Below are 15,004 nucleotides of genomic sequence, written 5' to 3' on the forward strand. Positions count from 1 at the left end.
GGTAGCCGCCGCCTCAGGACGATGGGGCGGCGGCCGGTGCGGGCGGGGCGGGGTCAGCCGCGTTCGACGAGGTGGCCGACGATCTCCGGGGCGCGCAGCTGGGCGCCGGAGCCGTCGCGGCGCTGGTCGGGGGCGGGCAGGTCGCGGGGCTCGCCCTTGGTGGAGGAGGCGGCGGGGCGGGGGCCGACCCAGGCGAGGACCAGGTGGGTCTCGCCCTTGAGGAAGCGCTGGGCGCGGACGCCGCCCGTGGCCCGGCCCTTCGCCGGGTAGAGGCGCAGCGGGGTCATCTTGGCGTTGCCGATGGTGGCGGTGACGACCATGGGCTCGCCGTGCTGCGGGTCGTGGGTGGTGACGGCGCCGAAGAAGAGGACCTGGACGCCGTCGGCGAGGGCGATGCCGGCCATGCCGCCGCCCTTGAGGCCCTGGGGGCGCACGAGCTTGGCCGGGAAGCGCAGCAGCGACGCGTCGGAGGTGACGAACGCGAGGGTCTCGGCGCCGTCGCCGAGCCAGGTGGCGCCGACGACCTCGTCGCCTTCGCGGAGGCCGATGACCTCGAACTCGTCGGCGCGGACCGGCCACTCGGGGGCGCAGATCTTCACCATGCCGTTGCGGGTGCCGAGGGCGAGGCCTGGTGAGCCTTCGGCGCCCGGGCCGCCGAGCGGGGCGAGGGTGACGACGGTCTCGCCGGCCTGGAGCGGGACGAGCTCGGCGGTGGACATGCCGCCGCGCAGGGAGACGGTGCCGGTCTGCTCGGGCAGGACCGGCAGGGGCAGGACGTCGACCTTGAACGCCCGGCCGAGGCTCGTGACGAGCAGGACCTGGCCGCGGGCCGTGGTGTGCACGACGGCGCGGACGGTGTCGTGCTTGTCGCGGCCGGCCTTGCGGCTGCCCTCGGGGGCCTCCTCCGACTCGGCGGCGGTGCGGGCGACGAGGCCGGTGCTGGACAGCAGGACCTGGCACGGGTCGTCGGACACCTCGAGGGGGCCGGCGGGGACGGACGCGGCGAGGACCTCCTTGAGGTCACCGTCGATGAGGGTGGTGCGGCGCGGCTGGGCGAACTCCTTGACGACGGCGGCGAGCTCGTCGGAGACGACCTTCTTGAGGACCTTCTCGTCGTCGAGGATCTGGCTGAGCGCGGCGATCTCCTCGTTGAGGCGGGCCTGCTCGGCCTCAAGCTCGATGCGGTCGAAGCGGGTGAGGCGGCGCAGCGGGGTGTCCAGGATGTAGGTGGCCTGGATGTCGGTGAGGCCGAACTCGCTCATCAGCGACGCCTTGGCCGCGGCCGCGTTGTCGCTGGCACGGATGATGGCCACGACCCGGTCGATGTCCAGCAGCGCGACGAGCAGGCCGTCGACGAGGTGCAGCCGGTCCTGGCGCTTCTTGCGGCGGAACTCGGTGCGGCGGGTCACGACCTCGTAGCGGTGCGCGAGGAACACCTCGAGCAGGGGCTTGAGGCCGAGGGTCTGCGGCTGGCCGTCGACGAGGACGAGGTTGTTGACGCCGAAGGACTGCTCCAGCGGGGTCAGCCGGTAGAGGTCGGCGAGCAGGGCCTGCGGGTTGACGCCGACCTTGCACTCGATGACCAGCCTGGTGCCGTTCTCCCGGTCGGTGAGGTCCTTGACGTCGGCGATGCCCTGCAGGCGCTTGGTCTTGTTGACCTCGTCGGTGATCTTCTCGATGACCTTCTCGGCGCCGATGCCGTAGGGCAGCTCGGTGACGGTGATCGCCTGCCGGCCGCGGCTGCCCTCGAGCAGGCCGATCTCGATCCGGCCGCGCATGCGCACCACGCCGCGGCCGGTCTCGTAGGCGCGGCGGACCTCGTCGAGGCCCAGCAGCAGCCCACCGGTCGGCAGGTCCGGGCCGGGGACGAACTCCATGAGCTTGTCCAGGGTGGCGGTCGGGTGGTTGATGAGCCAGCGGGCCGCGGCGACGACCTCGCCGAGGTTGTGCGGGATCATGTTGGTGGCCATGCCGACGGCGATGCCCGAGGAACCGTTGACCAGCAGGTTGGGGAACGCGGCCGGCAGCACCGACGGCTCCTCGAGGGAGCCGTCGTAGTTGGGCCGGAAGTCCACGGTGCCCTCGTCGAGCTCGCCGACGAGCAGCATCGCCTCCCGCGACATCCTGGCCTCGGTGTACCGCGAGGCGGCCGGTCCGTCGTCCGGGGAGCCGAAGTTGCCGTGGCCGTCGATGAGGGGCACGTTGAGCGAGAAGTCCTGTGCCATGCGGACCATCGCGTCGTAGATCGCGCTGTCGCCGTGAGGGTGGTACTTACCCATGACGTCACCGACGACGCGGGACGACTTGACGTGGCCGCGGTCGGGGCGGTGCCCCTGCTCGCTCATCGAGAACAGGATCCGGCGGTGCACCGGCTTGAGGCCGTCCCGCGCGTCGGGCAGCGCACGGGAGTGGATGACCGAATACGCATACTCCAGGTAGGAGTCCTCGACCTCGGTGATGAGCGGGTTGTTGAGGACCCGCGCACCCGCCTGGTCGAAAGCGGACAGGTCGGCCTTCACTGGTGTGGCCTTGCGTGCCATGTCGGCGAACTACCCTTCCTGACTCAGGCGTCGATGTTCTCTTGGTCGACCCGCGGCGCGGCGTCGATGAGCCAGTTGCGGCGGGGCTCGACCCGCTCACCCATGAGCAGCTCGAGGACCTCTTCGGCCTTCTCGACGTCGTCGAGGGTGATGCGCCGCACGGCCCGGGTCGCCGGGTTCATCGTCGTGTCCCACAGCTCGTCGGCGTCCATCTCACCGAGACCCTTGAACCGCGGGATCGGCGTGACGACCTGCTTGTTGGCCTTCTCCAGCCGGGTGACGGTGCTGACCATCTCCTGCTGCGTGTACGTGTAGATCGTCTCGGGGTTGCGGCCCTTGGTGACGATCTTGTGCAGGGGCGGGACGGCGGCGTAGAGCCGGCCGTCGGCGATCGCCGGGCGCATGTACTTGGCGAACAGCGTGATGAGCAGCGTGCGGATGTGCGAGCCGTCGACGTCGGCGTCGGCCATGATCAGGATTCGCCCGTAGCGCATCGACTCGAGGTCGAACGTGCGGCCGGAGCCGGCGCCGAGCACCTGCACGATCGCGGAGCACTCCGCGTTGTCCAGGACCTGCTGGATGTTGGCCTTCTGCACGTTGAGGATCTTGCCGCGGATCGGCAGCAGCGCCTGATACTCCGAGGAGCGGGCCATCCGGGCGGTGCCGAGGGCGCTGTCGCCCTCGACGATGAACAGCTCGCTGCGCTGCACGCCGGTGGAGCGGCAGTCGACCAGTTTCGCCGGCATCGACGCGCCTTCAAGCGCCGTCTTGCGCCGGGCGGCGTCCTTCTGCTGCTTCTGGGTGAGGCGCACCCGCGCCGCGTCGACGATCTTCTGCAGGACGGTGCGGGCCTCGACCTTGGTCTTGCGGGCCTCGACCCACGCCTTCACCTGCTGCTCGACGATCGCCTGCACGACCCGGGTGACCGGCGCCGTGGACAGCTCGTCCTTGGTCTGCGACGTGAACTGCGGCTCGGGGATCCGCACGTGGATGACCGCCGTCATGCCCTCGAGCACGTCGTCGAGGGTCGGCAGGTCCTCCTTCGGCCGCAGCAGGCCGCGGGTGTTGCGGATCGCGTCGGCGAGCGCCCGCAGCGCGCCGCGCTCGAAGCCGCGGCGGTGCGTGCCGCCGTGCACGTTGCGGATCGTGTTGGTGAACGACTCCACGATCCGCTCATAGCCGGTGCCCCAGCGCAGCGCGATCTCGATCTCGGCGCGGCGCTCGACGTTGGCCTTCATCACGCCGTTCTCGTCGGCGGCGTTCTCCTTGTAGGTGCCCTCGCCGGTGATGTGCAGCATGCCGCAGACGGCCCGGTCGCCGGACGGCGCCAGGAACTCGACCATGTCGGCGAGGCCGTTGGGATATTGGAACGTCTCGGTCGCGATCTGCCCGCCGGTCGCGTCCTTGAGCACATAGGCCACGCCGGGGACGAGGAACGCGGTGTTGCGCAGCTTGGTGCGGACCGTCTCGACGTCGAGCGTGGCGCCGGTCTCGAAGTAGCGGGCGTCGTGCCAGTAGCGGATCGACGTGCCGGCGGACTGGCCCCGCTTCATCCGGCCGGTGACGCTGAGCCCCGAGCGGCGGGTGAACGGCGCGGCCGGTCCGGTGCCGTCGAAGTCGCCGGGGACGCCGTGCTGGAAGGCCATGTGGTGGACCTTGCCGTCGCGGCGCACGGTGACGTCGAAGCGGTGCGACAGGGCGTTGACCGCGGACGCGCCGACGCCGTGCAGGCCGCCGGAGGTCTTGTAGCCCGACCCGCCGAACTTGCCGCCGGCGTGCAGCCGGGTCAGCACCAGCTCGACCCCGGACATGCCCGACTTCGCGTGCACGCCGACGGGGATGCCACGACCGTCGTCGTCGACCTGGACGGAACCGTCGGCGTGCAGGGTCACCTCGACGCGGGTCGCGTGGCCCGCGATGCCCTCGTCGGTGGAGTTGTCGACGATCTCGTTGAACAGGTGAGCGACGCCGCGGCTGTCGGTCGAGCCGATGTACATGCCGGGCCGCTTGCGGACAGCGTCCAGCCCTTCGAGGAGCGTGAGGTCGTCAGCCCCGTACAAGGTCTCGGGTTGTGCGGTCAACTCGATGCTCTCCAATGATCTGGTGCGCTGCTGCCCGCGAGCGTAGCCGCAGGGTCTGACAATTCCGTGGCACCCTCGCCGGTTGTGGTGCCCGCCGCCTCCGGAAAATCAAACGAAGCCGCCCGGAAACCAAACGGAGCCGCCCGGAACGTCAGACAAAAGCCGACCGGCAAGTTGCCCCTCAGGTGCGGCCCGGTCACGCCGATGTGCCGGTCACACGCCACTTCCTGGCCGTTCGCCGAATGAGGTGCTCCTGCCGTGACCGCTCCCACAGCTCCGTCGCGTTCCGGTCCCCTGCGCGCCTTCCACGACATGCGGGTCGGCGGCAAGATCTACCTCGCCGTCGTCATCGTCATCCTCGTGGCGATCGGCGTCGGCGGCCTGTCGATCACGCGGATGAGCACGCTCAACGACCGGCTCACCACGATCAAGGAGCAGAACGTCGACGGTCTGCGCCACGTGGACGCGGCCCGCGGCGGCATCGAGAAGATGTACTCGGACATGGCCTTCTACTTCGCCACCACGGGCAGCGGCGGGCAGGGCCCCAGCGTCGCGGAGTTCGTGCGGATGGTCCACTCCGACGACAAACTCGTCGATGACTCGATCGCCGCCTACCGTTCAGTGAAGCACGGCCACAACGCGGACGCGGTCCAGGCCTTCGAGAAGTCGGCCACACAGTACCGCGGCCTGCGCGACACGGTCGCGTTCCGCCAGCCGCCGCCGGCCGGCCTGACCATCCCGACGGAGATCCCGGCGCTGATCAAGGCGTTCGACGACGGCCAGAAGCTGATGGACGCGTCGTTGCAGCGTCTCGTCGACGCCGAGGTCGCCGACGCGAACGCGCAGGTCAAGGCGACCGCGGACACCTACCACGCGGCGGTGCGCCTGATCGTCATCGTGATCGTCGTGGGGTTGCTGCTGGCGGTGCTGCTGGCCGCGGCCATCACCCGGCGGATCGTGCGGCCGCTGCGCGACGTGTCGCAGTCCCTGGCGAAGGTGGCCGCGGGCGACCTCACCCACACCGTGCCGGTCACGTCCCGCGACGAGGTCGGGCAGATGGCGGCGTCGCTCAACCAGGCCACCGAGTCGGTGCGGGAGACCGTCCGGGCGCTGCGGACCAGCGCGGACACCCTGTCGTCCAACTCCTCGCAGCTGACCTCGCTCAGTGACCGCATCGCGGTGAACGCCGACTCCGCCAGCAGCCAGGCGAGCTCCGCCGCGCACAGCGCGGACCAGGTGTCGCGCAACATGCAGACGGTCTCCGCCGGCGCCGGCGAGATGGGCTCGTCGATCCGCGAGATCTCCGCCAGCGCCAACGAGGGCGCCCGGGTGGCCGCGCAGGCCGTGGCGGTGGCGCAGTCGACGAACGCGACGATCGCGAGCCTCGGCGAGTCCTCGGCGCAGATCAGCTCGGTCATCAAGGCGATCACGTCCATCGCCGAGCAGACCAACCTGCTCGCCCTCAACGCCACCATCGAGGCCGCCCGGGCCGGCGAGTCCGGCAAGGGCTTCGCGGTCGTCGCCGGCGAGGTGAAGGACCTGGCCCAGGAGACGGCGAAGGCGACCGAGGACATCTCCCGGCGGGTGGAGGCGATCCAGGCCGACACCGGCCGGGCGGTCGAGGCGATCAGCGAGATCGGCGACATCATCGCCCGGATCAACGACTACCAGATGACGATCGCCAGCGCCGTGGAGGAGCAGACCGCGACGACGAACGAGATGAACCGCAACGTCGGCGAGGCCGCCAACCTCGGCGCGGAGATCGCCGCGCACATCAGCGGGGTCGCCACGGCCGCGCAGGCCACGGCGCAGAGCACCGGCGAGAGCCGACAGGCCGCCGCGGACCTGGCGTCGCTGTCCGACGAGCTACGAGGGCTGGTCTCGAGGTTCAAGTACTGAACGACCGCCGAACTGCGCGAGGGCGCCGAGGATCTCCGATTCGGTGCGGTCGTTGAGCCGCAGCGGCGCCAGGTAGCGAACCCGGCCCGCGAAGACGGCGATCATCCGGGCGCCCAGGAACCGGCGCCGGGCGACCCGCTCGACGGACTCCCAGGGGATCCAGACGGCCTTGCCCCACACGGCCTGCGAGTTCTTGATCCAGAGACCGGAGTGGTCGAGCGCGAGCACCGGGCCGTTGCTCAGGATGATCCGGACCACGATCAGCGCGGCCACCGCGAAAATGACGGCGGCGCAGAACCCGCCGACCACCACGGCGACCACGTCGCCGCCGGTGCGGTCCTGGGACTCGCCCGCGAGCAGGCCGAACGCCAGCTGGCCGGTCAACAGTGCCCAGATCAGCGCGAACACCGATCCCATGGACACCGACAGCCGCCCGGCGCTGCGCCGCACCACGAACGGCAGGTCGCCCGGGATCTGCCTGCGAGGCGCCGGCGGCGCCCCACGCCACGACGGCGGCTGAGGATTGGTCACGCGAGCAGGATACGGTCAGGCACTGGTGCGGTCGATCCACGAACGGTAGGTGCCTCCGCCGTCGCCGGTGGGCTCCTCGAGGTAGTACTCGCGCAGATCGCCGCGGGTGACGAAGCCGGCGATGAAGAACAGCAGGCCGGCCGCGAAGAGCTCGGCGGTGCCGTGCACCCACAGGTACCACTCCGGCACGGCCTTCGCGTATTCCTGCCGCAGCAGCTCGGGCTCCTCGCCGGTCGGGGCGACCGCCCACTCGGGTCCGCCGACGAGCCCGCACAGCAGGGCCAGGCCGAGCAGCGGCCCGATGATCCAGATCGCGGCCCTGATCTTCGGGCTGTGCCGGTGCACGACCAGCGCCAGCGCCACCATCAGCACCGCTCCGACGGATGCCACCAGCAGGTTGTTGGTGTAGTCGGCCTTGACCTGCTCGAGGGAGCGCGGGGACATGAGCCGGGTGTCCAGGTGCAGCAGGTTGCGCCGCACCACCGCGGTCATGGCGGCGTCGAGCACGAGCAGTGCCGCGATCGCGACGACGGACCAGAACACCAGCCGGACCTGCGTGCGCACCTGCATTGCCACACGCTAACCAAGTGCCCCTCGCCACCGCAGCCCCGTTTCGAACCGGCAAAAGCGACCGGCATAGTGCACAATTCCCCGGTGGATCCTGTGATGGCCCTGGCCGGGCTCGGTGTCGGCGTCGTCGTCGGCCTCACCGGTATGGGTGGCGGCGCGCTGATGACCCCCATCCTGGTGCTGTTCTTCGGGATCCCTCCCCTGGCGGCGGTCTCCAGCGACCTGGCGGCGAGCGCGGTGATGAAGCCGTTCGGCGGCTGGGTGCACGCCCGCCGCGGCACCGTCAACTGGGCGCTGGTGCGGTGGCTGTGCCTGGGCAGCGTGCCCGCGGCGTTCACCGGAGTCCTGATCATGCGGGCGCTCGGGGACGGCGAGTCGGTGCAGGACGTCGTCCGCGTGGCGCTCGGCGTCGCGCTGATGCTCGCCGTCGTGGGTCTGCTGATCAAGGCGTACACCGGCCGAAATCGGAACAAACAGGATGTAGCGGAAGAGATCACCATCAGACCCGTCCCGACGGTGCTGCTCGGCGCCCTCGGCGGGGTGGTCGTGGGGATGACCTCGGTCGGGTCCGGCTCGCTCATCATTGTGATCCTGCTCGCGTTGTATCCGATGCTGCGCCCGAACGACCTCGTCGGCACCGACCTCGTGCAGGCCATCCCCCTGGTCGCCGCGGCCGCGCTGGGCCACGCGATCTTCGGCGACCTGAAGCTCGACCTCGCCGCCGCCGTCCTGGTCGGATCCGTGCCCGGCGTGCTCATCGGCGCGCGGCTGTCGTCCCGGGCGCCGGCCGGCGTCGTGCGGGCCGCCCTGGTCATCGTGCTGATCGCCAGCGCGCTGAAACTGTTCGAGGTGCCCACCGCCGTCGTCGGCGCCGTGGTCGCGGCGGCAACCGTCGCGGCGGTCGTGATCGCGATCCGTCGACGGTCGACAGTTTCGGCGGGTGTACCGGCACCGCCGGCCGAACCGGTCGGGGCGGCCCTCACGGGGTGGGACCAATCGCAAGATCGGCGCACGGAGGACGAGACGGATGCGAAAGGGGCACAATCCCAGTGAGAGTGTGACCTCGCTGAAGGAGTGCTTGATGTCTCACGGCCGACCCAATCAGCTGCCCGAATGGGCTGCGCTGGCGAAACACCGCGCCGAGCTGGGTGAGGTGCACCTGCGGGACCTGTTCGCCGACGACCCCGGGCGCGGTGAGAAGTACGCCCTGCGGGTCGGCGACCTGTATCTCGACTACGGCAAGCACCTCGTCACCGGCGAGACCCTCGGCCTGCTGCGCGACCTCGCCGCGGCGCGCGGGGTGGGCGAGCTGCGCGACGCCATGTTCCGCGGCGACCGGATCAACTTCACCGAGCACCGGGCGGTGCTGCACACCGCGCTGCGCGCGCCCCGCGGCGCGGTCGTCGAGGTCGACGGTGAGAACGTGGTGCCGAAGGTGCACGCCGTGCTGGACCGGATGGCGGCGTTCGCCGAGCGGATCCGCTCCGGCGAGTGGACCGGCTTCACCGGCCGGCGGATCACCACGATCGTCAACATCGGCATCGGCGGCTCCGACCTCGGCCCCGCGATGGCCTACGAGGTGCTGCGCGGATACACCGACCGCGACCTGGAGATGCACTTCGTCTCCAACGTCGACGGCGCCGACCTCTACGAGGCCGTGCGGGCCGCCGACCCGGCCACGACCCTGTTCATCGTGTCGTCCAAGACGTTCACCACGATCGAGACGATCACCAACGCGACCGCCGCCCGCACCTGGATCCTCGACGCGTTCGGCGACGACGCCGCGGTCGCCAAGCACTTCGTCGCGGTGTCGACCAACGCCGGCGAGGTCGCGAAGTTCGGCATCGACACGACCAACATGTTCGAGTTCTGGGACTGGGTCGGTGGGCGGTACTCCTACGACAGCGCGATCGGCCTGTCGCTGATGATCGCGCTCGGACCGGACGGCTTCCGGGAGATGCTCGACGGCTTCCACGCCATGGACGAGCACTTCCGCACCGCGCCGCCGGAGGAGAACGCGCCGTTGCTGCTCGGGCTGCTCGGCATCTGGTACCGCAACTTCCACGACGCGCAGACCCACGCCGTGCTCCCCTACAGCCACTACCTGTCCCGGTTCACCGCGTACCTGCAGCAGCTGGACATGGAGTCCAACGGCAAGTCCGTCGACCACGACGGCCACCCGGTCGAGTGGCAGACGGGCCCGGTCGTGTGGGGCACCCCCGGCACCAACGGCCAGCACGCGTACTACCAGCTGATCCACCAGGGCACGATGCTCATCCCGGCCGACCTCATCGGCTTCGCGCAGCCGGCGCCGGGTCTCGGCGTCTTCGCCGACCAGCACGACCTGCTGATGGCCAACCTGTTCGCGCAGGGCCAGGCGCTCGCGTTCGGCAAGACGTCCGACGAGGTCGCGAAGGAGGGCGTCGCCGCCGAGGAGGTCCCGCACCGCACGTTCCGCGGCGACCGGCCGACCACCACCATCCTCGCCGACAAGCTCACCCCCGGCGTGCTCGGTCAGCTGATCGCCCTGTATGAGCACAAGGTCTTCGTCCAGGGCGCGATCTGGGACATCGACTCCTTCGACCAGTGGGGCGTCGAACTCGGCAAGGTCCTCGCCAAGCGGATCGAACCCGCCCTCACCAGCGCCGCCGGCGACACGTCCGCGCTGGACTCCTCGACCGCCGCCCTGGTCAACCGCTACCGGGCGCAACGCGGCCGCTGAGTGCCGGTCACCGACGACGAGCTCGCTCGGATGTCCCCGTCCGAGCGGGCCGACCTGGCCCGGCGCCTCACCCGCCTGGCGCCCGTACCGCACGCCGACGAGCAGGCCCGGCGCCGGTTCGTCGTCGTGGTCGTCACCGCCGCCCTGCTCATGATCCCGTGGGTGGCGGCGCTGGCGTGGACGCTGCCGCCGCGCTACCTGGCCGGTCACTGGCGCACCACCTGGGTCGGCTTCGACCTGGTCCTCGCCGCCGCTCTCGCCGTCACCGCGTGGGCGGCGGTGCGCCGCCGCCAGATCGTGGTGCTGACCGCGATCGTCAGCGCCACGCTCCTGGCCTGCGACGCCTGGTTCGACATCATGACCGCGGCCGGCCCGGACCGCTGGGTCAGCCTCGCCACCGCCCTGCTGATCGAGCTGCCCTTCGCCGGCTGGCTGTTCTACGTCGTGCACGCCCTGATCCGCCTGAGCATGCGCCGGATGCTGACCCTGTCCGGCCAGACCGTCATCGACCTGCCCCTCTGGCGCATGCCACTGTTCGGCGTCCCGCCCCGCCGGCGCCGCCGGACGTGACGGTGGTTTCGCGGCGTGCCGGTCGCCGCCGGCGACCGGCCCGGCCGCGGCGTCAGGCTCCGGCCAGCTCCTCCACGAGGGTCGGCCGGGTCGGGGTCCAGCCGAGCGAGCGCGCCTTCGCGCCGGTGGCCTGCTGGTCCAGCAGCAGCGCGTCGGCGAACAGGGGACCGAACCGGGCCCGGGACGCCTCGACGCTCTCCGGCGCCACCCCGGCGCCGACGGCCTCGGCGACCTCGCGGACCGTCGGGTTCACCCCGGAGGCGGCGACCACGTGCCCCAGCCGCTCGCCGCGTTCGACCACGGCGACGTACAGCGCCGCCACGTCCTCGACGTGCACGGTCGTCCAGCGCTGGGTGCCGTCGCCGACCAGCCGGACCCGGCCCTGCTCGTCCCGTCCCGGCGCGAGCACCCCGGCCGGGATGCCGCCGCCGTGGCCGTAGACGATCCCGGGGGCCACGATCGTGGCCACCAGGTCCGCGTCGAGCACCGACCGCTCGACCGCCAGCCGCCACGCGGTCAGCGCCGGGGGCGCGAACGGCGAGTCCTCCGCGATGTCGGCGTTGTCGCCGTACACCCAGATCCCGCTGGTGTGCACATACGGCTTACCGGTCCCGGACAGCGCCTCGACCGCCGCCTCCACGACCGCGCGGTCGAACTGCTCGCTGGTCCCGTCGCCGGGGGCCGCGGTGTGCACCACGCCGTCGGCCGCCGCGAACAGCCTGGCCGTCCACGCGGTGTCGTAGAGGTCCCCGACGGCCGGCTCCGCGCCCGCCTTGCGGACCTTCGCGGCGGCCTCGTCACTGCGCACCAGCGCCGTGACGGCGTGCCCCGCGGCGACGAGCTGCTCCAGCACCACGGAGCCGATGTACCCGGTCCCACCGGTCAATACGATCTTCATGCGGCCGAGCCTAGGACCGGTTCTTGTGGCGATGCAGCGTGACCAATACCGCGCGTCCGGCGGGAATGCGGCGCTGACGAGGCTATTCCCGGGTTAGCCGTGATGTTTCAGCCCAGGGCTTCCGCCTTGCGCAGGAGGACCGCGCGTTCGCGGACGTTGCGGCACAGCCGGGCGGCCAGCTCCAGCTCGTTGCGGGCCTCGGCGATGCGGCCGAGCCGGATGAGCAGCTCGCCCCGCACCCCCGGCAGCAGGTGCGAGCCCGGCAGCCGGTCGGTGGCCACCAGCTCGTCCACGATCTCGAGGGCGAGCTGCGGGCCGCTGGCCATCGCCACGGCGACGGCCCGGTTGAGCTCGACGACGGGTGAGGGCGCGATCCGGCCGAGCGCCTCGTACAGCAGCACGATGTGGTCCCAGTCGGTCTCCCCGACCGACGCCGCCCGCGCGTGGCAGGCCGCGATCCCCGCCTGCAGCCCGTACGGGCCGAGCCCGGTCTTGGCCGCGGTGCCGAACGCGGCGAGCCCACGGCGGATCGCGGAACGGTCCCACAGCCGCCGGTCCTGGTGCTCCAGCAGCACCGCCTCACCGTCCGGCCCGGTGCGCGCCGGGAACCGGGCGGCGGTCAGCTCGAACAGCGCGAGCAGCCCGTACACCTCCGGCTCCCCCGGCAGGACCGCGGCCAGCATCCGCGCCAGCCGGATCGCCTCGTACGCGAGGTCGGGCCGCAGCAGGTCGTCGCCGGCCGTCGCGGTCGCCCCCTCCGTGAAGATCACGTAGAGCACGCTGAGCACCCCGCCGAGCCGCTCCCGCCGCTCCTGCGCCGGCGGCACCTCGAACGGCACCTTGGCCGCGGCGATCGTCTTCTTCGCCCGCGTGATCCGCGCCTGCACGGTCGGCACCGGCACCAGGAACGCCCGGGCGATCTCCTCGCTCGACAGCCCGCCGACGGTCCGCAGCGTCAGCGCGACCCTGGCCTCGGGGGCGAGCACCGGGTGGCACGCCACGAACATGAGCGCGAGGATGTCGTCGTCGATGCGGTCCGGGTCCCACGGCAGCTCGTCCGCGTGCCCCGCCGGCGTCACCGCCCCCGTGGCGGCCTCACCCTCGGTGAGCTGGCCGGCGAGCGCCGCATACCGGTCGTCGCGGGCCGACCTCCGCCGGAAGCTGTCGATGGCCCGCCGCCGCGCGGTGGCCAGCAGCCAGCCCACCGGGTTGTCCGGCGCGCCCTCCCGGGCCCAGCTGACCAGGGCCTCCGCGACCGCCTCCTGGGCGACGTCCTCGGCGAGCGCGAAGTCCCCGGTGTACCGGGCGAGCGCCCCCACGATGCGCGCCGACTCGATCCGCCAGACCGCCTCGACCGCCCGCCGCGCCGCCTCGACCGCCCGCGGCTCGGGCTCCGCGGCCTGCGGCTTCCGCTCCTCGGCCGGCTCTTGTGCGACAGGCGGCTCTTGTGCGGCGGCCGGCTCTTGTGCGGCGGCCGGCTCTTGTGCGGCGGCCGGCTCTTGTGCGGCGGCCGGCTCTTGTGCGACAGGCGGCTTTTGTCCGGTGGGCGGCTGGGCCCCGACGGCCCGCGGCGCCGGCTCGGCGCTCGGCGGGCCGTCCGTGGCCGCGACCATCAGAGCTGGCCGGTCTGCTCGCGCCACGCCCGCTCCTTGACGATCCACTCGTTGTCCTGCGGGAACTCCTCGATGCTCGGCACCCGCCGGATCTCACACTTCGTGCCGGGCCCACCGGGGAGCCGCTTGGCCCACTCGACGGCCTCCTCCTTGCTCGCCACGTCCAGCAGGTAGAAGCCGCCGAACAGCTCCTTCGTCTCCCCGTACGGCCCGTCGGTGACCAGCGGCGTCTCACCGTCGAAGCTCACGACCACACCCTGCGACGGGTCGTCGAGGCCCTCGGCGGCGACCAGCACCCCGGCCCGGATCAGCTCCTCGTTGAACCGGCCCACCGTCTCCAGCATCTCCTCGAACGGCGTCTCCATCATCTTCGCCATCGACTCGTCCGTGCCGCGCATGATCAGCATGTACTTCGTCATCGTCGTTCTCCTCGTCCAGCGGGGTCGCTCCTCGACCCTCTCACCCCAAGGTCGAACGACGCAGGCGCCGATCGACACGGCCCCCAAAAAAGTTTTCCGGTCACCGCCGCAGCACGTCTGCGCAGCTCCGGGCGGGGTCGACCGGCACCGCGTGCCCGAGCGCCGGGTCGAACCGGACCTCGCCGCTGTCGAGGGCGGCGAGCCAGCGGCACAGCAGGTCGGTGACCGAACTCGCCACGACCACGCGCTCCACCCGGTCGGTCGGAAACAGCACCTGCCCCGCCGTCCCCCGCGGCCCGGGCGCGGAGTCCAGCACCATGATCCCGTCGTCGTTCTCCGCGACCGGCAGCCACGACCACGGCACCGACCACTGGTAGTGGGTGCCGTCCCCGGCGAGCTCCGGCGTCCAGCCGGGATGCTGCGAGGTCAGCGTCGCCCAGTACTGCCACGCGGTCAGCATCGCCTCGTACGGCAGCAGCGACATCCCATTCGGCAGCAGCGGCGCATAGGAGCCACCGTGCACCGCATACAGCGCCCGCAGGTCCGCCGGCACCCTGAGCCCCGTGCGCTCCTCCAGCACCCGCGCGGCGTCGTCGTCGCCCGGCGGCTCGAACAGCGGCCGCACGATCCAACCGTCGACGGCCGCGGCCCGGTACCCAGGTGGCAGGCACAGCCAGCCGGCGCTGAGCACCGGCGGCGGCAGCTCCCACCGCGATGCCCAGACCCGCAGGCGGGACCACAGCTCCACCGGGTCGGCATCATCCACCGCGACACCGTACCGGTCGTCATGTCGCGACGCGGCTGGCGTCCTGTCACTCCGTCGCGGCCACTGGACCGGGTGGTACCAGCGCTCCGGAACGGAAATCTTGAACTACCTGGTTGATTGGTGGCTGGCCGCGACCACCAATCAACCAGGTAGTTCGAAGCGTCGGGTCCGGCGTGGGCGGGTCGGGGGGATTGCGGCTTTTGTGGCCGGCGGCGGTGTTGTAGCACCGAATGATGACCTCGACGGCGCTGGATCCTGTGAGTGCGGACCTGGCTTGGGATCACCGCGAGACGGCACGGACCGGGACCACGCCACCCTGTCGCACGGACGCGCCAGCGGCCGGGCGGGAGCCCCGAAGTCCCCTTGCGCGAACGTGAATATCTGAAGGTCATGCC

The 15,004-nt window shown here is 71.5% G+C and carries 12 protein-coding genes; 4 read left to right on the plus strand and 8 right to left on the minus strand.

Annotated features, from left to right (window positions below; translation table 11 throughout):
* Positions 1 to 53: 53 nt before the first annotated feature.
* Both Dsi01nite_RS00655 and Dsi01nite_RS00660 read right to left on the minus strand, forming a co-directional pair.
* The gene (locus tag Dsi01nite_RS00655) at positions 54 to 2,540 is read right to left on the minus strand and encodes a DNA gyrase/topoisomerase IV subunit A (RefSeq protein ID WP_203843981.1); all 2,487 of its coding nucleotides are present in this window, start codon (positions 2,538 to 2,540) and stop codon (positions 54 to 56) included.
* A 23-nt stretch (positions 2,541 to 2,563) separates the two neighbouring features.
* Positions 2,564 to 4,621, minus strand: a complete 2,058-nt coding sequence (locus Dsi01nite_RS00660) for a DNA gyrase/topoisomerase IV subunit B (RefSeq protein ID WP_203843982.1) — start codon at positions 4,619 to 4,621, stop codon at positions 2,564 to 2,566.
* A gap of 258 nt (positions 4,622 to 4,879) precedes the next feature.
* Between Dsi01nite_RS00660 and Dsi01nite_RS00665 the strand changes: the two genes are divergently transcribed.
* Positions 4,880 to 6,520 (plus strand): methyl-accepting chemotaxis protein, encoded by a 1,641-nt coding sequence (locus Dsi01nite_RS00665; protein WP_239135589.1) that lies wholly within the window; start codon positions 4,880 to 4,882, stop codon positions 6,518 to 6,520.
* Here the strand turns inward: Dsi01nite_RS00665 and Dsi01nite_RS00670 are convergent.
* Both Dsi01nite_RS00670 and Dsi01nite_RS00675 read right to left on the minus strand, forming a co-directional pair.
* Positions 6,488 to 7,051 (minus strand): hypothetical protein, encoded by a 564-nt coding sequence (locus Dsi01nite_RS00670; RefSeq protein ID WP_203843983.1) that lies wholly within the window; start codon positions 7,049 to 7,051, stop codon positions 6,488 to 6,490. The genes Dsi01nite_RS00665 and Dsi01nite_RS00670 overlap by 33 nt on opposite strands.
* A gap of 15 nt (positions 7,052 to 7,066) precedes the next feature.
* A complete protein-coding gene (locus tag Dsi01nite_RS00675) occupies positions 7,067 to 7,621 on the minus strand; it encodes a hypothetical protein (RefSeq protein ID WP_203843984.1) in 555 nt (184 codons plus the stop codon).
* A gap of 84 nt (positions 7,622 to 7,705) precedes the next feature.
* Here Dsi01nite_RS00675 and Dsi01nite_RS00680 point away from each other — a divergent pair, with 84 nt between their 5' ends.
* Genes Dsi01nite_RS00680 through Dsi01nite_RS00690 form a run of 3 tightly spaced genes read left to right on the plus strand, consistent with a single transcriptional unit; the run spans position 7,706 to position 10,913 of the window.
* Positions 7,706 to 8,674 carry a sulfite exporter TauE/SafE family protein gene (locus Dsi01nite_RS00680; protein ID WP_203843985.1) on the plus strand — a complete coding sequence of 323 codons (969 nt, stop codon included), beginning with the start codon at positions 7,706 to 7,708 and terminating at the stop codon, positions 8,672 to 8,674.
* Between the two features lie 28 nt (positions 8,675 to 8,702).
* On the plus strand, positions 8,703 to 10,343 hold the full coding sequence (gene pgi, locus Dsi01nite_RS00685; RefSeq protein WP_203843986.1) for a glucose-6-phosphate isomerase: 1,641 nt from the start codon (positions 8,703 to 8,705) through the stop codon (positions 10,341 to 10,343).
* Between the two features lie 30 nt (positions 10,344 to 10,373).
* A complete protein-coding gene (locus Dsi01nite_RS00690) occupies positions 10,374 to 10,913 on the plus strand; it encodes a hypothetical protein (protein ID WP_203843987.1) in 540 nt (179 codons plus the stop codon).
* 52 nt (positions 10,914 to 10,965) lie between these two features.
* Here Dsi01nite_RS00690 and Dsi01nite_RS00695 read toward each other — a convergent pair whose 3' ends face one another.
* The 4 genes from Dsi01nite_RS00695 to Dsi01nite_RS00710 all read right to left on the minus strand — a co-directional run bounded on the left by Dsi01nite_RS00695 (position 10,966) and on the right by Dsi01nite_RS00710 (position 14,609).
* On the minus strand, positions 10,966 to 11,811 hold the full coding sequence (locus Dsi01nite_RS00695) for an NAD-dependent epimerase/dehydratase family protein (protein ID WP_203843988.1): 846 nt from the start codon (positions 11,809 to 11,811) through the stop codon (positions 10,966 to 10,968).
* A 107-nt stretch (positions 11,812 to 11,918) separates the two neighbouring features.
* Positions 11,919 to 13,451: an RNA polymerase sigma factor gene (locus Dsi01nite_RS00700; protein ID WP_239135590.1), complete on the minus strand. Its 1,533-nt coding sequence runs from the start codon at positions 13,449 to 13,451 to the stop codon at positions 11,919 to 11,921.
* Complete coding sequence (locus Dsi01nite_RS00705) at positions 13,424 to 13,843, minus strand: YciI family protein (RefSeq protein WP_203843989.1); 420 nt, start codon at positions 13,841 to 13,843, stop codon at positions 13,424 to 13,426. The genes Dsi01nite_RS00700 and Dsi01nite_RS00705 overlap by 28 nt, the downstream gene beginning before the upstream one ends.
* 100 nt (positions 13,844 to 13,943) lie before the next feature.
* Positions 13,944 to 14,609, minus strand: a complete 666-nt coding sequence (locus Dsi01nite_RS00710; protein ID WP_203843990.1) for an SMI1/KNR4 family protein — start codon at positions 14,607 to 14,609, stop codon at positions 13,944 to 13,946.
* Between the last annotated feature and the right edge of the window lie 395 nt (positions 14,610 to 15,004).

Source organism: Dactylosporangium siamense (assembly GCF_016862795.1).
Lineage (GTDB): Bacteria > Actinomycetota > Actinomycetes > Mycobacteriales > Micromonosporaceae > Dactylosporangium > Dactylosporangium siamense.